We start from the raw sequence: 25,612 nt of genomic DNA on the forward strand, positions 1-25,612 counted from the left end.
AGAAGGAAGTCTGGAGCGATCTGGTCAGGGCTGTGGGCAACTGGCGCGAAGAGATCATGACCTACTTCGAGACGGACATGCCCGTCACCAATGCTTACACGGAGTCCATCAACCGACTGGCCAAGGACAAGAACCGTGAAGGGCGAGGTTACTCCTTCGAGGTGATGCGGGCACGAATGCTCTACACTACGAAGCACAAGAAGAAGGCTCCGACTGCGAAGGTCTCTCCGTTCTACAAGAAAACCATCGGTTACGGACTGCCGGACTTCGCAGAGGAACTCAACTACGGGGTCGATCTATCAACCATCTGAGGGTGGTATCAGGTTGGTGGGGTGAAGGTGCCCCATCAACCATTAAATCCGTATACCCTTTCTTTATAGCGTTATTCGCTATACCTGCAATTGCAGAACACCCCACATCGTTCAGTCAGGCAAAACGATTTGCCCGAGAAATTTACCAAGACAACCAGAGTACGTTTTACTGTGGATGTAGCTATAGCAATGATGGTGCGATTGATGCTGCATCTTGCGGATATGAACCAAGAAAGCAACCGAAACGAGGTGAACGCTTAGAGTGGGAACATGTAGTCTCAGCTTGGGAAATTGGCCATCAACGCCAATGCTGGCAAAATGGTGGTCGTCGGAACTGCGAAAAGAATGATCCTGAGTTTTCTAAAATGGTTTCGGATCTCCATAACCTCGTACCATCTGTAGGAGAGCTCAATGGGGATAGGTCAAATTTTCGATTTGGCATGATTCCGAATGAACCAAGATCCTATGGTCAATGTGATTTCGAAGTTGATTTCAAAGACCGTCGAGCAGAACCACCAGCTAACCGTCAGGGTGATATTGCTAGAATTTATTTCTACATGCGAGATCAATACGGCCTAAGACTCAGTAGGCAACAAACTCAGCTATTTGAAGCTTGGTCAAGAATGGACCCTGTTGACGAATGGGAAAAAGTGCGTGATTTTAAGATTAAAACTATTCAAGGTAACTCTAACTGCCATGTGTCAAATAGCTGTTAATTGAAACTAGCTGAGACAAACTTGTTGGACAAGGTTCTTTTAGCGAAAATCAGATTAACATTACTAAAATTAATCTGATAGTCGGCAACTGCCAAAGTGGACGTTCGGATCTGACTCGCTTTTGAACCATCATCAGCTTTGTCGAATTAAGTCGAATTTTCAATCAATCGTAATTCCCCCAAATTTCTCTCGTATAGCGTCGTTAATATCTATGCATTTAATAAATTGTCAGAAAGGAACCCTAAGTCACTTTGGAAAGTACCCGTTTATCGAAATTAGCGTAATAGCCTATTGATTCGCACACCACTAATAGTTCACGCCACTCATCGCTTTGGAACAAATGCGCCATAGAAAGTTAATCTTATTCGTATTGTTAAGCATCTATTTGGCGCTAATTTGGCTGGTAAATTAATCTCTGTTTTGCCATTCTTCAACGATTGGCTGCCAGTTTACTTCACGAGGCTCACCTGTGGAGTTAGACCATACGTCCCAAAAGTCAGGATCATCAGACTGAGGCCTTTGCTCTTCACTAAGTTCTTTCATTCGAACTAACACCGGTAGTTCTGAAGCCCATCCGAGTAAAATTGCATGTCGAGATGGTAGCGATGGTAGCTCTCTTAATAGCCCCCTCATGTTATCGGGAACAAGCCTATGAACTTGTTCTTGGTCTCTATCATTGCTAATTCTGTGCAGTAAAAAAGTATTACATTGAGAAAGAACAGTAGGAGATAACTCAGAAGGTCGTTGGGATGATACTACTAGTCCCAAACCAAATTTACGCCCTTCGCGAGCGATTTTTTCAAATACTTTGCAGCACACATCAGAAACTGATTGACTCTCACTTTCTTCTTTGTATCGTTTGATAAATGTATGAGCTTCCTCTGCAACCATTACTGTTGGTAATGGTTTTCCATTCATCTTCCGATATCGTTGAAGAGCTTCAAAAGTCACTCTAGAGATTACTGCTGTTACAAGATGGATAATTTCATTGGGAACTAGTGATAGGTCGATAACAGTGATAGCACCATGAGTATCCTTCCCAAGAAAAGTATCTAGCCAATCAGTTAAACTTATTGGTTCCTCAGAATCTTTAGTAACTGCACTAATTCGGGTGTCACCTAGCATTGTGCGAATTCGAGTCAAAAGAAATTCCATGAACTGCTCAGTTCCCGTTTCTTGTGCTAAAGCTTCGAGATAGGCGACGAAGTCATCACCTTCAAAGCGAATAGGCGTATCTTCACTTTTCGGGAGAAGTTCTTGTTCATCACCACCAAGTGCAACATGAGCTTCTTTTAACTCAGAAATCAACTTATCAGTATCACTGACTTCAGGCTTAGCAGGCCACTGTGCTCCTCTTCTGGAAGATAGGTAAGTATTTATCGTGCTTATTACACTATTGAAAGGTTGGTTGTGGATTTTTTCGTTTAATGTTATGAGGCTAGTTTCCCATGACGTTAAACTTTCAACTAAGCCTTTGGCATGACCACCATTCACATATATCTGCCCTTGACTTGCTAGTTGCCTTATTGAAACTAAAAGTATTCCGCAAAAATGTTTTGCTTGAATTGTCACATCATCTTCTGACAACACATCATTTCTCATCGCCCTCAAAGCTCGTCGTAGTAATGGGAGTTGAACTTTTGAACTTGCCTGAGTGAACGCCCCCCATTCTGAACTGTTCCATAGCCATGATGGTACTTTAAGTTCTAACTCACCATAATCAGAGTTAGCCTCTACGCGCAATAAATTCCCCTTATATTTTGACTTTGGACCAAATGCTCGGCTGTACTCCCCGTTAGGATCAAGTATTATAAATCGAGCGTTCGGAGTTTGGCCCTGTTGTAAAACTGCGTCCAGTGACCATTGAATTAGTCCCGCCACAGAGCAAGATTTACCACTACCTGTGTTGCCTAAAACAGCTATATGTCGCCCAAAAAGCTTATCGGGGTCGATTTTTATTTCTGCATTGTTAGCTAGAGGACTATCTCCTATTTTAACCCTTCTGTTTTCACCTGATTCGATTATTGAGTTTAATTGTTGGTCAGTAGGTAAAAGCACTGAATCACCAACTGAAGGAAATGCATCTGTTCCTCTGGTGAATTTGAAACCATCGTTTTTTCTATCGCTTCTCAATGTACCAACGGGGTTGATACTGAGCTTTTTTAGAGGAAAAGGTAAGTCTATCAAGCCAAAATCTTGCAAGCCTCTTCTTTTGGGGTATGGCGAGTGTTCTACTGCGATCCACTCAACTTGACCAACTAGAAATCCATCATCACTGTTTATAAGCACATAACTGTTGATTCGAGGAAAGTTGCGAGGTGAGCCTCCTTGAAGAGAGACTGAGTCTGGGGAATCAATTTCTAAGGAAACTCTAATTTCACTAGGCGATACAAAACCAACGGTTCCGATTCGTAACTGTTCCAGTCTTTCTATAGGCAAGTAACTCATGATGTTACCTCGGTGGTAGTTGCATTACCTGAGTGTTCTGACTGGATAAAGCCTCGCTGTTTTAGTAATTCGGCCATCTTTATTGATGCTTTATCTATGGCTGGTTTAGGTAGATAGTTATCAACCAAAGTTTTTAGATCCCCCAAATGGTCACCCATTAGTAAAGTGATTTGAGCTTTTCTTCCACTTTTACCAATGAAGTTCATAATTCTTTCTAGCGGATCTCCGAAAGCAATGATGACTAGATGGGTAGATGGAACGGTAAGCATATCTTCAATTACTCTGTTTATATGCTCATCACCAAAGCTATAGCCATACGTGACTAATGTACTGTTTGGACGGCTAGTCGCTGCTGCTAAGTCTCTAAATAACTCTACATAGGGGTACTCAGCGGTTTCTCTATCTTTGACTGAATTAGGGTAAATCATAAGTTGTTCATAACTATCGCTTTCGTGCCCCTCTGCTTCTAGAAACGGTTCAACAGAGCGAGCTCCAAAAGGTAGGCCAAAGCGCCTAATCGCACCATCTTGTTCGTGCCAATCTAGAGAACCGTGAAGTTTGGTAAAACGTGCCACTCCTTCCAAATATCTTGGTTCACCACGTATTCCCGGAGGGTTATAGTGATAATCAACTTCTAATCTTGAGGATCTAAAAACGGGAGCAATACTTCCAACAAAACGGTCTATGAGTCTTAAACCAGCAAGTTCAGCACCAACCTCGATAATTCGGTCATAGTTCGTTGTAAAAATATGCAATCTGTCGCGTGTAGCGGTTCTACTTGCAAAGCTCATTAAGAAACTCACAAGATAATTGAAAGTTTCCTCTTTTCGTTTTTTTTCAGCACTTTTAATTAAGTGTTCTCCTGTACTGACAGATTTTGAAAACTCACCTAGACATCGAGACAATTCCCCCTTAATTGCAGCTAAATCAGCTTTTAGGTCTCTATAGGCTGCATATGGAGCCGGGGGGTTTTCAGGTTGCGGGCTATCCAACACTGTTAAAATTTCAAGACCTTTGATAAGTTCATTAATAGCTCTAATTTGATCTTCTATATTTCCTTGTGCGCGACCAGCCGATTTGGCAGCTTTTGTAGCGAATTCATTTATTTCGCTTTGACAGACCGCTAGATCACTGATCCACCCCATTCCAACGGGTGGCACGCCTGTAGCCGACATTTGAATAGACGTACTTAAACCCGCACCGATCAATAGATTTAAATGTTCGGATTGAAAAAGTGCTGTTAACCAAGGCTCAATATTTTGGCGTAATTTCTCTATTGATATTTTAGAACCCTGTTCTCCCCATGAAGTATTCGTTGATAGGATAAAAGGATAAGAATCACTTTGCTCATTGGAGTTTGGTGTTAGCTCAATAATATCAGGAACACTGCCAACTTTAATTTGCTGAATAGTCATAAATACACTTCTCATATTTGTGTGAAAGATATAGCGTTGGGGACACAAACGTCTGCCATGAATATTTACAACTTAAGCCGTTGGCATTGAATCATCCGTCACAACTATCTGAAATCCTTAGTACATCTTCAATCTCGACACCAAGGTGTTCAATCGTGCTTTCGAGCTTAGCATGACATTTTACAATACAGAACGTTTGCATACATATTTGAGGTATCCAAGCCCAAATATGTATGAATTAAAAATGAAGATATTGAGAAAAGTGGCTTAGCTGGGTTGGTCGATTTTGGTTGGCCACGTCAGTTCCTCGCTCATAGCTATCTGTCCGATGTCCAACTCTATTTATCGAAACTACTACAAACACATTTTTGCAAATTTGTCGCAGTTACATAAATGCATATTGATTATTTTTTCTGCTCCATTAGTCCTGCAAAACGGGGCTAACGGAGCAATTTATTCTAATTGTTCCCCGAGACTTCTTCCGTTGCCTCCTGGCGAAGTTTCTGGGCATCCATTCCGTTTAGCCGTTCAATGGCTCTATCTGCGGCACTCTGACGATTTCCATCAACGTTTAGCGTACTTCCTGAGCCTGTGAGTCGTTCCAGATCCAGTGACGGTACTTCGGGTAGGTTGCCTGTTATCGACAAGATACCTATCCATTCATCGAGATTGACTTGGCTCCAATCTACCTGGTTTAACTGACTCGCGGTCAAACCTTCACAGTTTGGTGACTTGGCACTGCCCCAACCAAGGCCCAATTGAGGGCGTACTTGTTCTTGAATGATCCGTGAAAGTGGCGAAGTAAAACAGCAATATGACTGCCGTTTTTCAACACAGGCACCTAAGAACTTAGACTTGCAGTAAGAGCCTACATAGTGGCAACTCTTCAATACCCGCTTGGCGTTCATTTCAAACTCGCTCTGCTCACATTTCCAGATAAGCTGAATGAGGATCATAGTGACTGAATAAATCATGTAGGCCGTCATAACCGTACTCAGAACCGCGCCCGCAGCGCCCCCCAGGGCAAAGTTACCACCCGAAACGACACCATCGGCTCCAACCGCACCACCAACGTTACTAAACAGTGCCGATTGCGCCCCCGAACCAAACGTAGAGCCTACCCACTCAGCCGTTTTGTTGGTCAACACCTGCATAAAGCCAGTCGCAGCTTGCTCCGCTCCCGCGCCAGCAGCCGTTGATGGCCCAGCCCCCATGAGAGAGTCCCATGCAGACACAAAAGGCTCTTTAACCGCACTCCAGGTACTGGTGATTGGTTCCCTGAGCGTATTCCACGAACCATAGATTGCCGAAGACGGATTCATGGCCATGACTGCCGTATCAAGCTTGTTGACCGCAACTATCATCGTGATGTAATCCGATAGCGACACGCCACTTGGCTTTTCACAGCAATCCACTATGCCGCCAACGGCTTTTTTGCACTGGCCAGCATTACCTTTAAAGACCGTACACTCGACGTTATCTTGGCCATCAGCTCCTGTGCATGACATATCATTGGTCATAAACTGCGCCGCATTAAGCATCGCAGCGGCCTCTGCAAAGTTAGCCTGCTTGATTGACTCTGGCTCTAAACAATCTGTGCCCATACAGCGAACTGGCCCCTCACAGTTGTATTGAGTTTCCATTCGAGCGTTTTGCACTTCAACGCTTTGTCCGCAGTCATACACCAAACTTTGGATATAACAGAAGCCTTCATGACCAGCCCCGCCCTCAGTACATTCGGTTCTGACGTACTGGCAGGCCGGATTTTGCTCTAGCGCGGCACACGTATTGGTGGTCGTGTTTTGTCCGTTATTGACGATGGTTTGTGTATTACCATTGGCATCTACCCAGCTATCTGAGCTGCCCATGTTGAACTCTGGGTGAGCAGTCGAGGCATTATAGGTCGCTTTTGCCCTCCAGCATGAGAGCCCCAGTCCATCAGAGCTGCCACGACTGGTTAAATGAGCAGGAGACGAAACAACAGCCGGATAAAGACTTCCAAGCTTCGCCAACTCGCTACTACCAACCGTTAACCCGTCGATTCGTTTTGTGCCCGTATCCAAACACTGCCACTGCACCGCAGTAAACTGATCCGTTTGCATCAAGCATTGGTCTATGCCCGGATCACTTGATTGATGAACAACGTCTTGCTCTAAGTACTTGCCGGAGAAGGTCAAGGAAGCACTCAGTTTCGCAGGAGCCAAACACTTCTGAACTTCTCGGCTGCAAGTGTCGAAATCGACTTTGTTCCAGCCGGAATCGCATCTGGAACGAGTGACCTCCTGGGGTTCATGCCACGAAATAATCGAACCATTGACGACTTTACACAATGAGCCAACCAAGGTTCCTTTTGGACAGGTCATTTCAGGGTATTTAATGGACGGTTTCGTCTCAGTCACCGTCTCCTTATTGCCCGTCAATGAGAGTGTCGTTTTCCAGCCATTTGCCTTGGATGGCGACTCGGTGATTTTTATCTCAGTATTTTGATTATCAAAAATCCTCAGCGTAGCGTTTCCAGTTTGCATAGTACTGCTGTGCTGTGGAACAAAACTGAGCGTTTCGGAGCTAAAGCAACCACGCTCAATGGACCAGCTTTGTTGATGGGTTTCAGCGGATACACGTCGCTCTAACTGACACTGAGTAAGCGTGCTGATCTTCTCGCACACCTGGTAATCGGGTACATGCTTGGTTTCAGTAAATGGCGTGATCGTCTGAGTAGGCTCACAGGCTTCAAAACTACTCGGCATAAGATTGGATACCACACACTTTGGATCGCTGGTTTGCAATCCACAGTCATAGGTATCGGTAAAACGAGTGCATTCACCTTTATCATTGGTCTCGGCACATTCTGACGACATGAATCCACAGGAAGGATTCGCTTCAAGCACTTGGCAGGCCTGATTTTCAATCCCTTTATAGCTTTCATCATCCACACTCACTTGCACACGACGACACAAAGGCGATATGCCAGCCACTGGGCTTGGGGCAAAATAGGACTCACAAACTGAAACACCATTGACCACCGTACATCCGTTGGTTGAAGAAGGCTGATCCGTGCATTGAATGCTGTAGTCTGAAAACTTCGTCGGGATATCCGCTGCTTGTTCGATACAGGATTGTGGCGACCAACTATCATTCATCACCACCTTGGTTGGATCAAAGCGCACCTTGATGCGTGCATACCCCTCACCACTACCCGTAACCGATACGCGAATTTTTACCGGCACTTCTAAACCGGGTTCTACCGCTTTTAGCCTGGCAGTGAGATCGGTATTTGGATTGCGCTCCCAACTGGTACTGAGCTCGCAGCGACCTGACGTTTCTGGTGGAAAGTTATTGTTCGGCCCAGACCAGACTTTCTGATCGCCAAGCCAAACTTGCATGTAGTCATCCCATTTAGCGTACTCAAGAACGGCTGAGGTAATCGCATCGGGGTTCACGACTTTGAGTGTGATGGCCTGTTCAAACACTTTACAACGGCCACTCCAGTAGTTGTCGCCAATTCGTCCAATCCAAACTTCAAGACACCCCTCACCACAAGAGCGAAGGTTCATCGGTCCAGAAACATGCTCAATAATGCCTGCCGTGTAATCGTGAGTAATAGTGCAGCTGTTAACCGCTGTATTGAGCCTGTCACATTGCTGGTAATTTGGGCTGCCTTCACCTTGAGACTCACAGCCGGGGAAGCTTTGGGTTAATAGATTGGGGTCAGTTTGAACCGCATCAGTTAATGCCCAAAGCGGATCATTGACCATATCTGGCCGAGACCTGTCTTTGATTTGCTGTAGCGAGCGAAATGCTTCACCCGTAGCGCCACTTTCGGATGCCATGCTCTCTTGGCGCTGCGTCCCCAATTGATTCATACTGGCATCAGAGCCATAAACGCCCGTTAAGACATCCAATGAGCCCTGATCCATACCAGGGAAAAGCTCTTGTAAGTTAATCGTCTCATTACCACTGCCATTCGGCACCGACAATGTATTGCCATTGAGTGCGGGCATCGTCCAGTTTTGCAGCAATTGCTTACCTTCCTGTTGTCCGCTTAGGCCGGATTGGCGCTGCACATCAGCGGCGACACCATGTAGGGGCAAGCACGCCATAGTGATAGATAAAATACCCGCTAACACTCGGGTGAAAAGTGTTGGTTTCATGGTTAACCTCCCGAGTTACAGCAGTCTTGCCAGCGCCACAAAATGTAGAGCGCATCTTCACCGGCACCGGGGATCGTTCGCCACTCTCCCCATTTCATGGTGCTTTCACCGATGACATGCGCACTTTCAGTTTCTGGTACAGGGAAGAACATACTCATCTTGTATTGGGATTTCGGTAGCATGGGTTCGATAACAGGTCGGCATAGCGCACTGTTCCCCATTGTTCGTCTAGCAAGACCACGCCTGTGTTGAGCCGCGATTGCACGCGCCGCTAAATGGCTGGTGTTTTCTGCTAATGAGCCGAAGGCTAAGGTGTGGCCAGATAACGGGTAGAGATGGCCCCAACTGCCAGCACACCAAAACAACTGGTCGATGGGTTTACCAAGCGTTGATGAAGCAGCGTCAGCGGTACAAGCAGATATAGCCAATGGATTGGCAACGGCAGCCGCTTCAGGCTGAGTAAAAAAGGCCAGTTCATCGTTAAGCCATGTTGGGTCCAATTCCGACAAATACATCAAGTCAAAGTCCATGTAACCATCGGCATTGCAATTGCCATCCATGAACAAATCAAGCATGACCAAAAGCGGAAAGGCGTAATAATGGTAATGGTAGAACGCAAGATCGCCGGTATCGTATTCACCTTCACCATGACCACCTTGCAGTCGTCTATCACCTAACGGTAAACGGATCCCTCCCATGGAAGGCGAACAACCCGGCGTTCTGACCAATTCAATCAGACGCGCTGGCTCCCACATGCTGGTAACAATACCTGGCCTTGGCACGCCTAAGTTGTCTTCACACAAGCAAAATGACTTGTTTGATGCGCCGCTTGGGACATTGCCAGAGCCAAGAGGAAGCCCTGCAACCCGGATAGGAAAAATGCATGACCAGCAAACATCCGTCAGCAACTTGCCAGACAATAAACCCGCGTCTGGGCAGGTCAGTTCGGCTTTTGCAGGAATAGATGCGCTTAGGACAAACATGACAACGAGAGTCCGCAACAGACGATACGTATTATTGAGCTTTTGCATGAACAAGCTCCTTTGCTGGAATTTCTTCTATTTCAAACGCGAGTCCCTTTGCTTGAACAAACGATGGGGTGACTTGCAAATCAAAGCGCTGCTTTAGCGAGGCATTGAGAAGATAAACCGGACTGTCCAATGTCTTTTCTATCGCATTGAGGCGATTCCAGCCTTGAGTACGGTCGAGCTGCGTGGTGATAAGCGTAATGCGGCGCAGTGTCCTATCTTGGCCCTCAAGCCAATGCGCTACTGCGTCCACTTCTTCAGCGTTCGACGCATTAAACACCACGAGCTGCTGAGTAAATGGCAAGGCTTTGAGCGGGTTAATACGCGTTCCCGCTGGGATCAATGTTCGGCCATTGGCATCCAATAGTGGCCGCTGCATGACGATGGTTGGATCAACCGTTCTTATCCGATACTGCGTGGCTTTGGGTAACTCAGTAAATGTTTGGCGAGACCAGAAACGCTCAATGGCTTTTTTCTTTAACGCGCCCAAGTCAATCGACTGTAAACGCTGCATCGCTACTTGCACCAAATCCGGTTCTAAAATCGAATGAATAGGACCGCGTTGACCCAATGAACCGGTATTGCCTGTTTCAATTTGACGCTGCAACCAGTCCTTGCTGTAAACCCCTAGTGCACTTGCAGTCACCTTGTCATCTTCTATGCGGAAAATAGCAGGCACGCTAGTCACCCGCCAGTGCACAAAGGCTTTCGGATCGATTCGAACCTGAGGAACAGGATCAAGCCCCGTCATCAGCGTATGCCAATCACGGATAGCCGCCCCCAAGGTCTTTCCTTCAGGAATTCCCCGAAACAACACAATAGCGCCGGTAGCACTGGCCTCTTTAAATAGCTGCTTCAGTGAGGAATCTCCCAGTGAAGACGACGCAAAAATCAACCATTCATCGTTATGTTTGAGCGACGCAGGTTGTTCAATCGGTGAAAAAGGCTCGATAAATTCAGATGAACCATCCACAGCACTTTGTAAAATGCTGCGGCTCATTTCAACGATCTTTTTGTCCTCATCAGACAACGGATAAGGCTCTTGTGCCCAGGAAACTTGAACCCAAGCCAATGGAGCAACCAACAAAAATAAGAGGCATAGTCTTCTCATCATCCACCTCCTACCAAAGCGGCCAAGCGCGACCAACAATCTGCTCGCGCTTAACGGCATTCCAATAGCGGGAGTCAAAACTCGTTGCAGCCTCACCGGAAAACCAATATTCGTTTTCTTGCAGCGTCAATGAGCGGCTAAATTCTGTTTCAGCCACACCAAGACGCTGGGCTAATGCCATGCCGGTAGAGACTTCAGCACCATTCACCAGCACATGCTCAGGCGTCACCTTGACTTCATCCCCTGGCATCCCTGTTAGGCGTTTCAGCATCCGAGTACCGTCGTTATATAACGGAGCGAGTCCTTTTGAGTGGAAGGCATACAAACCATCCTTAACGGGCTTTTTATTCCATAGGTCAATCAGATACACCGTGGTATCAGGCAGGCAGCGCTCTTGCTGGGTATCAATACCTATTCGGTAGCGCATCATGGCGTAGGTGCCTACCAAGGCCATGATTAACGCAAGAACAGTCAACTGGATGAGGTATGGCCGCCAAGGCATTCTTTTACGGAGTATCTGCATGAGACACCTCCTTTGAGCCTAATGGCACAAATACGGAATCATCAGCACCCACCACCGCTTGGGCATCCAGCACGATAAAACCGGCTGCTTTTAGCTTTTCAATTTGCTGATTGGTCTGAAGCAACCTGGATTCGATGTCTTGTTCGCTGGCATTGGGGCCCAGTGACAGCACAGCCTCCCCAAAATCCACGACCGCAATGGGCGTACTTAACGCCAACTGGCTGTGGATGGGTTCGAGTGTTTTCATTAAGAGCCAGCTGGTCATTAAACCGCTACCAGCAATAGACAAAGTAATAGAGGCCATAAATGGCCAAAGCGTGGTCTTATTCATAGCCTCGCTCCTTCAACAACTGAGAGATGGCATCAGCAACAGAAAGGCCTTTGCGCGTTAACTGTTTAATCGCGTTTACATCTTCTGCACGGGACGAGTACAACAGCTTGTGAAACGGATCGACGATGAGGCGGCCAATCCCGGTGCCCATTTCGGTAATAAAGAAAATTTCGGAATAGACACCAGTGACGGTATGAACCGTTTTCAGGTATTCATAGCCGCCTTCACCTAGTGGCAAGCGGCCTTCTTTTTTGAGCGCGTTGATGGTTTCAGCTTTTTGACCAAGCAGGTACATATTGGCTGAGTTTTCAGCGATGGCTTTACCTGTAGGGCTATCATACAAATCGTTGACCGATTGCGTTACCGTTACAGCACTGCCACCATATTTTCGAAATCGCCGGTAACCCGTTTCGATAAATTTACCGACATCACCTTGAGTCAGCAGATCCCAGGCTTCGTCGATGAACACAATCTTGCGACGATCCCGCTCACCTAAGTACATCTCTTGTTGGATTTGGTAGATAAGCTGAAGCAACACCACTTGTTGTAGATGCTTACGCCCCTTGAGCTCTTCTAACTCCAGAACGGTGAAACGGTTTTTGAAGCGAATATTATTGTGGCCATTAAAGAAGCGGCCATATTCGCCCTGTGTCGTAAATGGATAGAGCTGCTCACCCACGTCTTGCACACGTCGGTCTTCGTGATTTTTCAAGGCCTCTGCCACATCATCAACCAACATGGCACGACCTTTTTTCTCCCACAGTTCACGGGTCTGACGCTTTAGGTTTGCCATCTGAAAATCGGTTAATGACTGCGTAGGTGCGGCCATTGCGGCCAATAACCCAACCAACACATCCGCTTCTTCGTCATAGTCCTCAACGATTTCAAACGGATTTAAGCAAATGCCACTGTTTCGCCCGAACTGTAAGAACTCACCGTCATAGACTTCACACAGCTTTTCATAAGAGCGGCCAACATCAATCACCCAGCATTGCCCGCCTTCTGATAGGTAGGAGGAGATGATTTCGTTCACCAGGAATGACTTACCCGATCCCGATTGCGCCGCGATGCAACAATTGTAATTACTGCCCGAGTCATAAAGGGACACACTCATGATCTGGCCATTACGGGAAACAAAGTTAATCACCGGCGTGCCAGTGCCTTTCCAATCCGCAAATAAAGGCAACAGAGGGATGACATGCCGTGTCGCCATGGTCTTGAATCGAAACAAGTCGTTCATCGCCTGGCGGTCAGCACCAAATGGCAAGGCATTCAGGAAAATGGGCAAACAGAAGTACTTGTCTTCCATCAGCTCAAATCCGAGTTCTTTGAAATAAGTTCGAGCATTTGAAACAGAGCTGATGGACGCTTCTCCCGTTGGTGAAAACAGCGTCAAAGTCATATTGGCCCGAATAGGACGATCACCTTCTTGCAAAGCTTCAAAAAGAACATCAAATCCCTTTTTCTTGGCTGCAAGCACCGGCACAAACTTGAGCATCGGGCCATAGGCCTGATTGACCGCCCACTGACGCTTCGTCTCTAAACGAGATCTCATCGCCTCAGCTGAGGGAAAGTGAATGGTGACATTTAGCAAAAAGCTGCCGCGTAAACCGCGACTGCCCGTCATCATATCGCCCGCAAAACTTGCGGCATGACCAAACCAGATCCGCTCAGGCAAGCGTTTAAACGATAAGGTTTTAACTCGGTAATCGCCCAGCATCAGACCTTGGCTATCCACCTTGATAGCTCGGTCATAATCCAACACTTGCTCCCGAAGTGGTTTATCTGCCTCACTGCGGATTGGTGATGGATTGCGCCAGGAAGCATCTTTTCCCCAGTTAAGCTGAGCACTTATTGCCGCGAGCCAGTTTCGGTCAGTCATCTCAGTGACGCGAAAACCAACCGTTGCCAGCGCTTGCGAGAAAGAAGCCCGAAGCGCGGATGCTCGACTCAACTCACGCTCCGTCGGTATAGGACTTTCCAAAGGCAATTTGCAGGTGACGATCAGTTGAAAGTTGCGAACCTGAGTCTGGGTCGATTCTTCTATCGGTTGAACCGTGCCCCCATCGAGAAAATCCGCACGTTTGCGTATCGACGCCCTAAGCAATGGATCGGATTGACGATGCCGTAAGCCCATCATGCGCTGAAGGTCGGTTTGAATATCAGGCGAGGCGTACAGGCCAAATTGCAGCAAAGTGTCTTTTGGCCAGTCGTTGTTGAGAAGAACATTAACCCTGTCTGCAACAGACTCATCACCACCCGGCAATGGGTCACATAGAAAACCAAAGCCAACACTTTGGTCTTCCATGAAAAACAGTTGCTCATCGTCGGAATAGGCCAATACTGGCAAGAGCTCTGAAGCGCGTTGCCCTGAATACAGAGAGGCTTTCATTAACGCCCCTCCAACCAAGCAGAAAGATCATAAGGACGGCCTCGGCTGATGCGACCATCATTGGCGACGATGAAAGGCACACCTTGAATGCCCAGGATTTGAGCCGTCACCAAGGTACGCTGCATTGGTTCTAAGTTGCAGGCATCATCCTGTTCTAGGTTACCAATCCGGCCATTGAGCAATGCATCGGTGGCCGCTTTTTTGTCTCGCGCACAGCCAAGCTGGCGAACCTGACGCTCTGAATCAGGACCAAGCACTGGCACAGGGAGTATTTGGAAGGTGTATTCTTTGGTTAACGGTAAAGCTTGTTTCAAAAGCTCATGGCAGTGCGGGCATCGTGGGTCAACAAAGACCACCACTTTCTTTTTGCCTTCGCCCAGCGTCAGTGGGTTCAAATCATCCATTTTTAAGCCAAGACGACTTAAGTCCAGCGTGTTCCCCGCTTCACGAATTTCTTCAAGGCTGGTAAGCGGCTTTTTGGACCAGGCATCATAGAGCGTGCCATCAATGACGAACCGGCCACTGTCTGACATGAAAACAATACGGCCATTGCTTTCGACCGCTTTCATACCCGTGACAGGTAAAGAAACCATGCCGTCAATTTTGCCAACGGGCGACACTTCAGACACGGGTTCAGCTTGAACCAAAGGAGACAGCGCAAGCGCCAGAATAATTGGAGATAGTTTTCGCATGAGGAGTCCTCGTTAATGTAAATCGAGGCTCCAGTCTATGCAGTTGTCCTATGTGGACTCGGTTAGATAGATTGAAGAATTTGTCGTCTTGCTAAGCAGCACCAACACCAAATCTCAATGAAAACAATCACACACTAAAATAACTCAATTGTCTCTCATATACTTTTGCAAAGTTTTTTGATCTACCTTCAATGCTTCTGCGGCTTTAACCCATGTACCAAATTGCTTTTTGGCGGCTGTTGCAAATTCCTTGTGAAACGCTTTCATTAACTCATCCTTAGTTGTCTTGGATAAATCACCAAATGCAAACCTTGTGTCAGGACTATCCTCCTGGATAACAGGCTCGCCCAACGCAGCTAATGAGCTAGAGATTGCCGACTCTGTAGTTTGGGAGCTCAAAAAAGCACAAGACATGTATGCCAACTTTTTTAGGTCACGTAAGTTACCTGGTAAATATGCCGAGTTAAAAAACTGGATTAATTCACTTGACACCGGAGCTTCCGCAGGCAGATTGGGGTTAACATTAACTTCCTGCCAGATTCTTTGCCAATCCGACAGAATATCTTCTCTGCATGCACGAAGTGGAGGTATTGTTATTGTGAGCATGGATACACGATCAAAGAAATCAGCATCGAGTATCGTTGCCAATTGCTCAAGTGATTTATTACTCGCACAAACTAGCTCGAAGTCAGATGCTTCCTCAGTGTCACTTCCAACAGGGCGAAAACTGTGATGGTTATCTTGAAGCACTCGAACCAGCTTTCGCTGAACCGAAGTTGGTAAATCTTGAATCTCATCCAAAAACAAAACTTTTCCATTTGCTTCTTTCAAAAGTCCATTGCGATCCTTTTCCGCCCCAGTGAAGGCACCTTTTACGTGGCCAAACAACATACTATCAACCACTTGAGAATCTAGTCCTCCACATGCAAGCGTAACAACCTGCTTTTGCTTTACCTTACCGACAACGGTTTCAATTAGCCTCGTTTTCCCTGTACCACGTTCACCCAGTACAAGTAACGGAGCTTTGGGAACACAAGAGAACTGCTTTAACGTTTGTAATGCATCCTGCCTTGCTTTTGATTTAGGGTCTAAATCGTAAAGGGCGTAACCGCCCTCTGAACTTGAAATAGCAGATATCTCTGCCAAATACGTATTTACACTGAAATCAACTTTGGCAATGCTGGTTCTTTTGGTATCGGGGTTATATTGTGATGACCAGAGGATTGTTTCGCGTGGAAAATGCCCCCGAGCATGAAGAATCAACCAAACCGCATGCATCGCCGGAGTTCCCGGCGATACATTGATATGAAGATTCTGTTCAAGCTTTAGCTCTGGAATAATCTCAGACTCTATTGCGTGATAAATTTCGTTATGATCAGCTGGGTTCTCGATAGCTACAGTTCGAAAGGTAATCTGTATATCGCCAAATTCATGCTCTTTGTACAGACTGTTATCCCCAGCTGACTGAGTAAGAACAATTACTTTGCCAACATAAACTTTACGATTCTTAAGCCGCTTTAACGCTTCGTCTAATACCTCAACCCCAGCTCTTTTTGAGTGCCAACAAAGCAGTGTGTTTTTGTTATCCAAAATTACGCCTCCAATACAATTCGGGCGTTTGGCAATTCACTTTGCTTCAGCCTTTTTGCCATGGCAAGTTCGTATTCTTGACGAACTGTAATAGCTAACTGTTTTTTTGTCAGTCGAACAACCTTTGGCTCATAACTCTCTCTAGGCGATCCTGAATCCTGCTTCTTAGAAGTTTCACCCTTAGCCGTTAAAGGTTTGAAATACTCTGGACTGGCGTTAGTGATAACTGGCGGCTCTATACGCCATTTATACTCAATCTTGTGCGATGTTTTTTCCCGCCAGTTTGCATTGGGTATTTTTGGGTGCTTATCCATATCAGACAAACAATCTGCTTTTATAGGTGATAACTCAACAATGTCTACTTCGCTGACTGAGTACCTCTTGAATGTATTATTTTCCCAAGCTTCAAAACCACCAGAAATCATCCCTAGACTCATGTCGATGCTCAATTCATTGTGGCTATTAGTTAAAAACATATCTAAGCAGTTGATCAGCTCTTTTACCTGAATACCGGTGAGTTTTACGCCTAACTCAAAGCCTTGATCCATACCATGCGCTTGAAAATTGGCCGACATCACCATGCCATGCATTCCATCAACTACAATCGCTTTGGCATGTAGCCATTTAAAGCACATCACCGATGCACCAGCCTGTTTCATAGCCAACAACGCTGGCATGGCTGCGGGTCTTTGGCGAGATAGAATGGTGACTTTTAGCCCCGACTTCGCACGTTCACATATTGCTTTTACAAGCTGATGGTCCTCTTGCCATCCAAAACTCGATATGATGAGTTCATTTTCCGCTTGATTGATCAACGCTAATGCGTGTTCCCTAATTCGAGCGTCTTCACTCGATGTGACCAGTATTTCAGTTAATTCCCTTGGGTATCTGACATTGCCTGGAGACTTATATGCTGAGAATTCACCACGGCTTGTCATATGGTGCTGCGCACTCTCGAAGATTGCCCAACGGAACACATTCACGATCTCAGCTATTTGATGGCGTGAAAGCGCGACCCCCAGCTCTTCATTTCGTAAAAGTGCTTCTTCTGTAAGGTTTGCCGTTAAAAGCAACCCTTTAGCATTACCAGTTTCATGTAATGCGTCTATAACAACGGCTTTTGCGTGGAAATGCGGCGCAGATGCAAAGTGAACATGTCCAGACAATTTGTTTAACATTTCCTTATGCTGCACAAGACACTTCTTACCAAAGTCATCGTCAGGCACATCGCCATCAAGACGAGTCTCACATGCCAATAGTATGTACACACGAACTTTGCGCTTTGCAGCTTTTAGGACAGCAGATTCGACATTCTCATCAGCAAGTAAAAACGTACTAAGAATAACCGAGTGCTCAGCATTATCGATTAATTCGACAACTCTTGATTGCAGCTCATTGCAGAACAAAGAGCTATTAATAGGTTGCGGATCAGATACCTGTTTAGGTAAAACAGGCAAAAGCACAGGGGGCAACTTGGTATTTGATTGATCAACAATCTTAGTTTCAGTCTTAGTAAACTTTTCAATTAAATTCATCACTATTATTCCTTATAGGTTCCAATCATGGGCTGCAATGACATGCCAGGTATGCTGATTTTGCTGGTCTTCTTCAGTCCAAAACTGATTTGCCAACTCAGCCCTATCAGGTAGTGTGAAATTCCAACTTTTAAAAGGTTCGAGTGCTTTTTCTCTCCAAACTTGGTACTTGCTATTAGTGGCATACATATTGATATTTTTCTCTAATCTCCATTCAGCCCACTTTTTAGCATCCAATTCAGTCAATGCTGATATAGAAATATTGTGTAACTTCATCGCATCAAACGAGCCCAACTTGTGAACAGATGGTCTTTTTACGCTTACCGAGCGCTTCATATTGATTCGCTCAGATTCAGTAGTATTTTCGAAAACCACTGACAAGATTTCAGTTTGCTCATCCCATTGTTCAAGCAAGCCCTCACTATGCAGAAGTACTTTCAAAACTTGCTGACGACTGATTGGTTCAACCCGACGTGAAAATATAAGATCCTTTCCGCGCTTCACATCGACATTGCCTTCAGTCACATTCCACTCGATGTAATACGGTTTTCCTTGCGGTGAGATGCGCTCACCTTTGAGTTCAATTTTGTCAACGCGTACTTCCGAACCTCCACCTATTGGTTCAACCTTCAGGCCACGAACGTCTTTGACTAGTTGAGGAACCTCAACTAGTCGCTTTGCTCTTTCATTTAGCTCATTTCTGTTTTTTCCAAGTCCGATCGACGCTGCACTAGGCTCTGTGTGCGCATCAATAGTAAGAAGTGGATGAGGCAATAAAGGCTCATGACAAACGCAAAGGCTCCAACACCCATCTTCTGGCACTAGGATTTGATCTTTCTCAAGAGCAATCAGTCCTGATTCAGTGAGCCTGTATTGGTCTCGATTAGACTCAGCAAGCCCATATAATCGACATATGTTTAGTAACCTATCAGCAACTACACGACGTCCGATTTTGTCCCCAAATAAATGCTCGGAGCACTCAGCAGAACTCGCATTCGGATAATCTTGAAGGAATTGCAGCACGCAGTTAATTTCTGGACGGCTATCTGCCAGCGCGATTTCACCCTGTATGAGCCAACTTTCAGTTTTAATTTCTCGTTTTAGTATGATGTCCTGGCTCATAGTGCCTCCTGTGATTCAGTCTCGATTGTTGTAGACCAGTAAGAATTGCTGGCAAAAGTACCTAACACACCCGATGCCTTTTGCATTGCAGGGCGGTTTCCGTACACAATGAGCTGATGCTTGGCCCTCGTAATTGCCACATTCAAGCGATTTGGGCTTTCAAGAAAACTCGTGGGATGGTTATTTGCGAAACTAAGCATGACAAAATCAGCCTCATGCCCCTGAAAACGGTCTACGGTACATATCTGAATATCAATATACGGTGAGGATTTTTCACCTCGATAGAAATGCCTTACTCCGTGATGATTTCCCGTCCACTTTCGTAAAGCTCGACGTATAGCTCGCTCTTGAGCCCGATAGAATGCCAAAACAGCAACTTCCCAAGGCTTTTGTTGGTTTTTCTCAACATTTGGGTTTGATTTTGCCCAAGAATCAAAGCGACTTAATTCTTTTAATATTTCTTCTACTTCAGCGGTGATTTCACCTTCTTTGCCTTTTCGACCTTTAACATCGTGCCATATACAACGATGTGAGCCGCTTCGGTATCCCCAGTCCCGCTTTTCAGCTTGGCCATCAGGACTTTGCAGTGCTTTTTCATGGTATATATGTACTCGGGAAAACTCGGCAATGTCTGGATGCATTCTGTGCTGGTAACTAAGCCGTATTTGTCGTTGTTCCAAAACACTGGCTGGAAGTCCATCAGACAGAGCGGTGCCTTGTTTCTGATACTCTGTTCGTTCAAATCCAACTTGTAGTGATTCAAGGATAGAAGGCAGTGCGATCCTACGTACCCTGTCTATTGCAGTGAACGTATCTTTTTCTGAGTCAAATGGTAGTAGCGCTTTGATATCTTCCTCTAACTTATTAACAGTTTTAGAACTTCCGTTAGATTCTGTATTTAGGCGCTGTTCGTACATACGAGCCAGTCGCCACGCTAACTGGGATTCCCAGCTATCGGACTCGGTCTTGATTTTTGTACGAGTTAATCTCGAATGCGCTGCAAGTCGCATTTCTAACTTTTCCGGTAACGCAGGCAGCCCCCTTATGGTCGTCAAATCCAGGGGTAGGTGATTAGCATTCTGAGTGATGAACGCTGACGAACCAAGGACTACTGATGCGTAAGGGAGATCTGTCTTCGGACCTTTAGATGATGCAACCAATACATTTTTGGACTTTGCTTGCTGATGATAAAATTCAATTGTCTTTTCATCGTCAGTGCAAACCAAGGATACTTCTCGTTTCTGAATATTGATTTGTCGAGCAGAGAAAATATCTGCGCATGCTTCTCGCTGATAACTATCCTGTAAACATGGCTGCAAATTTACTTCGGTAGCTTCATCATCAACATAAGGTGAAAGCTGTTTTGGGTCTCCCACCATGATCCAACGCTTGGCAAGTACCGCTGGCACCAAAAACTCTTGAAAAGTTGTTTTTGATGCTTCATCAATAATCATCACATCGAAGATTGGCGATGTTGATTGTTTATTTTTGATATCAGGATGCTGAAGCAAACCAATAGTTGTCCCGCAAACTAAATTCGCCGCTTCAAGAACAAGACGCTCAACAATATGTTTACCTTCACCGACCTTACTTTTAAGTAACTTCTGACTAACTGAAATGTGCGGTTGTTGCTGAAGATGTTTTAGCAATCTTGTGCGTTCAGTTTTAACAAACTCTTCCAATTGCCATGACTTTGCCTTTTGAGAAACGCTTGATTTATCTCCAATCCGTACAGGTAACACCATGTCGCGATAAATATTTTCTTCAGACATCATTCGTTCAAGAACATTGTCAACAGCAACGTGTGTTGATGCACAAAGTAAGATCCGCTTACCTCGCTTTATTAATTGAAGAATCAGTTCGCAAATGGCTGTAGTTTTGCCAGATCCAGGGGGGCCTTCAAGGAAGGCAAAGTCTGGTGTATTGAGTGCAATATTTACAAAATCACGCTGCTGAGATGTTCCCTCTCTTGCTCCATCGGTAAGAACGTAGTAGTCATCGTTAAATAAGTGCTCATCATAAGGAACATTCGGCCACTTAGCATGATCCTTACCTTCAAACAGCCTCAATAGCGGAAGATGGTGAATAGAAGGGGTGTCTTGTAAGCTTTGTAATGCATTAATCTGACACTTTAACTGGTATGTGTTTGGACGAATAACCAAATAGTCGTGGTCAGGTAAACGATCCAATAACAAGCTGTCATTCTCTACATTTCTGTCCAGGACTGAAATTGCGTTGGATTTATTGAATCCAACATTGCTTTGTGATTTACCCGTCAAATGCCAACCATAACCGTCTGGACACTCATACGACGACAGCCCATTGCCTAATTCACTCGCAATTTCGTCCGCGTGCTCCTCAGTTGCATAAGCCATTTTAGGTTTACCGTGACTTCTACAATTTGGGCATTCTCTAGCGGCACTACCCACGGCTTTCCATCTAGCGGGGCTTGCTTCGTATACCGTGTCGGTACTTTCATCTAAAAAGAGCTTTAAGTTCTTTTCGAAATCACCGCAGTTATCGGCAGGCTCAACTAATTGTATCCATACTCCACTTTGAGCATCGTCCAGCTTTTCCCAAGCTATCGCTTTAACAGCCTTCGTACTTTCTAGGTATTTTCGAGTGGTGTCTAAATACTTATAAAAGTCACCAAGACCACTCACTGCTTTACTAAGCAGGATGTCTGGCCTGTGAATTCCTAAGTTTGCGTATCTTAATAACGCCATGTTTCGTCCTTTGATCGAATAAGTTGTTCATCCTAAATATCAAGCATCGTGCCAACAACCTTCGATTCAAAGGCCTTATTAATTGCGCACCACCGAACAAATAAAGGTTTTTACAGAAAGGTATTTTTCACACCCTTTGGGTAAATTTATAACCTATAAGTACCATTTTGTACATCACATAACTCTCATGAAGCCAAGACAATGAAAAGAACCCAAACAACTTTACTTTGACTACTTTTAACTGAAACGCCGTCATGATAAACGGGTACGGGGTAGGATGACGCCCAAGCCGTCAGATATCTGGCCGCTTGGGCATTTTTTATTGTTATCAGGTGCACAGTAAAACGGCGCTGATTGCTGGAACTGTTGTGCTAATGACTTCTTGAGTGCTGGCAACGATAGGTTAAGGTTGCAGACATAACACTTTTATCGCCTACAAGCGATGACAGAAGCGCCGTTGCTAGCCAAACGGTTTAGCTGAGCCCGTTTTTTTACACCTATGTGGACTCGGTTAGATAGATTGAAGAAATCGCAATCTAACTAGGGGGCTTATAGCTCGTTGAGGATTGTTATAAACGAATTACTCGGCGTTTGCGTTAACAAGCCAATCATCAAGCACTTGCTTTAATTTATCTAATTGCTCTTGATGTTTTGCTTGATTCTTTGCCAATTTGTTAATATTCTGCAACTTCCAACGAATCGCTGGCAAGTCTGCTGCATTAGGATAGTCAAACAATGCCCAGTCAGGTTGCCCTCTTTTGAATGACATAAGGAAAGCATGATCCCTTTCTGTGAAATGTTTTTGCAGTTCAATTAACATCATGGGCCTAACAGAGGCTAAGTCTTCGCATTCAACTTTTTCAAAAGTCATTCCGTCAAATTCTGCCTGAAATTTCTCATTTAGAGGCTGCCAGTTTGGCGACATGACTTCATTAATAGGCCGAGGGTGACTTAATGTATAGGTTAAAAAACCCACCAAAATCTCTCTCGAAATCCCTTCACTGCCAAGTAACATACGCACATCAAATAAGTCGCGAGGATGTTGGCGATCCATTGCAGCACACAATTTTCCACCATACAGATCGGGAAGACTGACTACCTGAATCTCAGCATAACCAAACTCGTCTTCAACAGACTCTTGAACTGGCATTATTTCTGCCCTATGCAATGTACCTCTGGCGACGGGCGACACTTCAATTTTGATCGTCGCAACCGGACTTGATACAACGATTCTCAGTTCATCAGCTTTATTATCCTGAAATGCCGCTCTGATATCTGGTTGAGTATTGATTCTGTCTGTAATGCGCTGCAATGCAGCCCTGACATTAATCAATGCCTCATCTCTTGGTTCAAGTGGAAGATAAGCAAGATCAATATCTACAGATAGCCGAGGAAAATCTCTCACAAATAAATTAATGGCGGTGCCACCTTTAAGTGCAAAAACCGTCTCTGTTGCTACCACAGGAAGCATTCTTATGAGCAAGGAAACCTGTTTGTAATATGGGCTATCTTTATCCATTATGTTGTTCACCTTTTTTGACGCTTAATATCTCTGGCACTGTGATTTGATATCGCTCATCAAAACGTCCTTTTTCGACAACCTGCCGCTTTCCTGCACCCAATTTAATTCTTGTTTCATCTATGCGATTGACCCACTGGTGATCGTAGTATCGACCCAGAAATAGAAATATTCGGTTTGCCTGAACAGAGCTGCTTCGCTCAAGAATATCTTGTACTTTTCTAGGGCTAAGATTGACTAAACCCTGAAATAATTCTGCGACATGCTCAAATGAAATCAGCTTCCCAATAGCGTCTACCACTTCATAGGCAGCAAGTTCTGCACAGCTGACAGTGAGTTCTTTCTCTTTAACCGTGATCCTTTTCAAATCTTTCTCGGGATTCACTTCAAGCTTATGGTTTCCGCAGTAAAACCAATTCTGATAAGGGAATTCACGAAACCATTTCGGTAAGGACGACTTGTTTTTAACGCAAATCCAAACTTGCTCTTTGTTCAGCTGCAAATAGTGACTCAGTCCTTGGTGAGTTAAGCTGCTCAATCCAGCCAAATGAACTGGAACGCCCAATTGCACATCCAATGCTTGAATGGCATCAACCCAAGTTGGCTTTATATCGCCCTGCGCATTTGGACGATAGTACACACCAGAACTAAGCTTCTTCAGCCAACCGTTCTGCGCGTACTTTTGAGCCAACGAGTAGCTCACGCCGTTTTCAGTCAGCCATTGCTGAAGTACTAGCGCACCAGGAGAAGTATGAGCAACAAGCCAGTTTATTTTAGATGACATTTTAACACCCAAAGTATGAATATCACGAACAGTATAAACCATATAGTTTATTACGATAGGAATTTTAACACCTTAGGTATTAATATACCAAATACTGTAAACCAAGTTCGTTAATGTGGCGTCGCTGAAATGAAAAGGTCTACACAACATCACCAATAACCCGATGTTGTGTATACCTAAGTTTGATTGCCTTAAGTGAACTGCCTAATATGGCTCACATTCAGGTGCCCAGTAAGACGACGCTGATTGCTGGAACTGTTGTGCCAATGACTTCTTGAGTGCTGGCAACAACAGGTAAGGTTGCAGACATAACACTTTCAACGACTGTTGGTGTGTTGTAGAGACCCATACCGCCACCAATGCCCAAGGCAAAGGCCATCAAGCTTTGGCGAGCGATACCGCCCACAATACCCACCAGTACCATGGCTCCCGCTACGATCCGTCCCAAAGTACCTTGGGTCCAATCTTTTAGGGTATCCCACACATCGGTGAAAGCATCACCGCCGGTGCCCGCAAATGAGGGCTCCGAAATCATTAACGCCATCAAACCAAGCGCACCAATGGTCATTAGGCGCTGAGTTTGAATGGTGCGAACTGCATTTGTCATTCGTTAGTTTCTCCGTAGATACTCAAGTTATCGCGCTTACCATCAGCTCCCGCTGAGGCAGAATCGCTTTGAGTCTGAAGTGGACGTAGCACTGGCGAAACCGTTCGAGGTGCTGACACCCCAATATCCCACCGGCGCGGTTCAATTTCGGTAAACACGTAGCTGGATAAATTCAGATCTCCACGGTCATCCTCCCAAGGCGCAATCCAAATTCGCATCACTCTTGAAGGAATGCGAAGAGGTGCAGATTGCTGCGTCTCAGGTAATGCTGGATGGCTCAGCAGTCCTGTCTCTAAATCAGATTGTGAATACCCAGAGGGAGAACCAATTCGAGTCGCCACAGCATCAATCGTCTTGGGTGCAGCGCCATTACTGGTAAGCTCATAGACTTCACGAGCGGATAAACAGCGCACACCGTCAGGCATACCTGGGCATCCATATTCACTACTCCCAAGACCCAATGAACTACAGCCAGACAATAAGGTTGAGCCGACTGCCAATAAAAGTAATCCAGCTTTAGACCACTGTTTTGGCTGGTGCTTTGAGTTGTTCTGCATTGATGTCGTCATGGTTAACTCTCCTCTGGATACACATCTTATTGTCTGAAACGG

The 25,612-nt window shown here is 45.4% G+C and carries 19 protein-coding genes; 2 read left to right on the forward strand and 17 right to left on the reverse strand.

The window, feature by feature from the left end; translation table 11 throughout:
• Both PR675_RS16305 and PR675_RS16310 read left to right on the forward strand, forming a co-directional pair.
• On the forward strand, positions 1 to 311 hold a 311-nt coding region (locus tag PR675_RS16305; RefSeq protein ID WP_272582804.1), incomplete at its 5' end, for a transposase.
• A gap of 41 nt (positions 312 to 352) precedes the next feature.
• Entirely contained in the window at positions 353 to 1,027 is a 675-nt protein-coding gene (locus PR675_RS16310; protein WP_048608563.1) for an endonuclease, read from the forward strand.
• Between the two features lie 408 nt (positions 1,028 to 1,435).
• Here the strand turns inward: PR675_RS16310 and PR675_RS16315 are convergent, their stop codons facing one another.
• The 17 genes from PR675_RS16315 to traV all read right to left on the reverse strand — a co-directional run bounded on the left by PR675_RS16315 (position 1,436) and on the right by traV (position 25,570).
• Positions 1,436 to 3,475, reverse strand: a complete 2,040-nt coding sequence (locus tag PR675_RS16315; RefSeq protein ID WP_004249372.1) for an ATP-binding protein — start codon at positions 3,473 to 3,475, stop codon at positions 1,436 to 1,438.
• Positions 3,472 to 4,890, reverse strand: coding sequence for an SIR2 family protein (locus PR675_RS16320; RefSeq protein WP_004249371.1), 1,419 nt, complete (start codon positions 4,888 to 4,890; stop codon positions 3,472 to 3,474). Before PR675_RS16320 ends, PR675_RS16315 begins: the two co-directional genes overlap by 4 nt.
• Positions 4,891 to 5,348: 458 nt before the next feature.
• Entirely contained in the window at positions 5,349 to 9,041 is a 3,693-nt protein-coding gene (gene traN / locus PR675_RS16325; protein WP_071192412.1) for a conjugal transfer protein TraN, read from the reverse strand.
• A 2-nt stretch (positions 9,042 to 9,043) separates the two neighbouring features.
• Positions 9,044 to 10,072 (reverse strand): TraU family protein, encoded by a 1,029-nt coding sequence (locus tag PR675_RS16330; RefSeq protein ID WP_071192414.1) that lies wholly within the window; start codon positions 10,070 to 10,072, stop codon positions 9,044 to 9,046.
• Positions 10,056 to 11,180 carry a TrbC family F-type conjugative pilus assembly protein gene (locus PR675_RS16335; protein WP_071192415.1) on the reverse strand — a complete coding sequence of 375 codons (1,125 nt, stop codon included), beginning with the start codon at positions 11,178 to 11,180 and terminating at the stop codon, positions 10,056 to 10,058. Before PR675_RS16335 ends, PR675_RS16330 begins: the two co-directional genes overlap by 17 nt.
• Before the next feature lie 10 nt (positions 11,181 to 11,190).
• Complete coding sequence (locus PR675_RS16340) at positions 11,191 to 11,703, reverse strand: S26 family signal peptidase (protein WP_175460329.1); 513 nt, start codon at positions 11,701 to 11,703, stop codon at positions 11,191 to 11,193.
• Positions 11,687 to 12,034: a hypothetical protein gene (locus tag PR675_RS16345; RefSeq protein WP_001044649.1), complete on the reverse strand. Its 348-nt coding sequence runs from the start codon at positions 12,032 to 12,034 to the stop codon at positions 11,687 to 11,689. Before PR675_RS16345 ends, PR675_RS16340 begins: the two co-directional genes overlap by 17 nt.
• Positions 12,027 to 14,426 carry a type IV secretion system protein TraC gene (gene traC, locus PR675_RS16350; RefSeq protein WP_000648043.1) on the reverse strand — a complete coding sequence of 800 codons (2,400 nt, stop codon included), beginning with the start codon at positions 14,424 to 14,426 and terminating at the stop codon, positions 12,027 to 12,029. The genes PR675_RS16345 and traC overlap by 8 nt, the downstream gene beginning before the upstream one ends.
• Positions 14,426 to 15,118 carry a DsbC family protein gene (locus PR675_RS16355; RefSeq protein ID WP_001228924.1) on the reverse strand — a complete coding sequence of 231 codons (693 nt, stop codon included), beginning with the start codon at positions 15,116 to 15,118 and terminating at the stop codon, positions 14,426 to 14,428. Before PR675_RS16355 ends, traC begins: the two co-directional genes overlap by 1 nt.
• Positions 15,119 to 15,262: 144 nt before the next feature.
• Positions 15,263 to 16,708, reverse strand: a complete 1,446-nt coding sequence (locus tag PR675_RS16360) for a sigma-54-dependent transcriptional regulator (protein WP_071192417.1) — start codon at positions 16,706 to 16,708, stop codon at positions 15,263 to 15,265.
• 2 nt (positions 16,709 to 16,710) lie between these two features.
• Positions 16,711 to 18,243 carry a phospholipase D-like domain-containing protein gene (locus PR675_RS16365; protein ID WP_071192419.1) on the reverse strand — a complete coding sequence of 511 codons (1,533 nt, stop codon included), beginning with the start codon at positions 18,241 to 18,243 and terminating at the stop codon, positions 16,711 to 16,713.
• Positions 18,244 to 18,255: 12 nt separating this feature from the next.
• Positions 18,256 to 19,365: a hypothetical protein gene (locus tag PR675_RS16370; protein WP_032469921.1), complete on the reverse strand. Its 1,110-nt coding sequence runs from the start codon at positions 19,363 to 19,365 to the stop codon at positions 18,256 to 18,258.
• The gene (locus PR675_RS16375) at positions 19,362 to 22,091 is read right to left on the reverse strand and encodes a DEAD/DEAH box helicase family protein (RefSeq protein WP_071192421.1); all 2,730 of its coding nucleotides are present in this window, start codon (positions 22,089 to 22,091) and stop codon (positions 19,362 to 19,364) included. The genes PR675_RS16370 and PR675_RS16375 overlap by 4 nt, the downstream gene beginning before the upstream one ends.
• A 580-nt stretch (positions 22,092 to 22,671) precedes the next feature.
• Positions 22,672 to 23,610, reverse strand: a complete 939-nt coding sequence (locus PR675_RS16380) for a nucleotidyl transferase AbiEii/AbiGii toxin family protein (RefSeq protein WP_032469919.1) — start codon at positions 23,608 to 23,610, stop codon at positions 22,672 to 22,674.
• Positions 23,603 to 24,436 carry a type IV toxin-antitoxin system AbiEi family antitoxin gene (locus tag PR675_RS16385; protein ID WP_001883769.1) on the reverse strand — a complete coding sequence of 278 codons (834 nt, stop codon included), beginning with the start codon at positions 24,434 to 24,436 and terminating at the stop codon, positions 23,603 to 23,605. Before PR675_RS16385 ends, PR675_RS16380 begins: the two co-directional genes overlap by 8 nt.
• A gap of 178 nt (positions 24,437 to 24,614) precedes the next feature.
• Positions 24,615 to 25,001: a TraA family conjugative transfer protein gene (gene traA, locus PR675_RS16390; protein ID WP_032469918.1), complete on the reverse strand. Its 387-nt coding sequence runs from the start codon at positions 24,999 to 25,001 to the stop codon at positions 24,615 to 24,617.
• Positions 24,998 to 25,570 carry a type IV conjugative transfer system lipoprotein TraV gene (gene traV, locus PR675_RS16395; protein ID WP_141130322.1) on the reverse strand — a complete coding sequence of 191 codons (573 nt, stop codon included), beginning with the start codon at positions 25,568 to 25,570 and terminating at the stop codon, positions 24,998 to 25,000. The genes traA and traV overlap by 4 nt, the downstream gene beginning before the upstream one ends.
• Between the last annotated feature and the right edge of the window lie 42 nt (positions 25,571 to 25,612).

This window comes from Providencia sp. PROV261 (genome assembly GCF_028477945.1).
GTDB classification, from domain to species: domain Bacteria; phylum Pseudomonadota; class Gammaproteobacteria; order Enterobacterales; family Enterobacteriaceae; genus Providencia; species Providencia stuartii.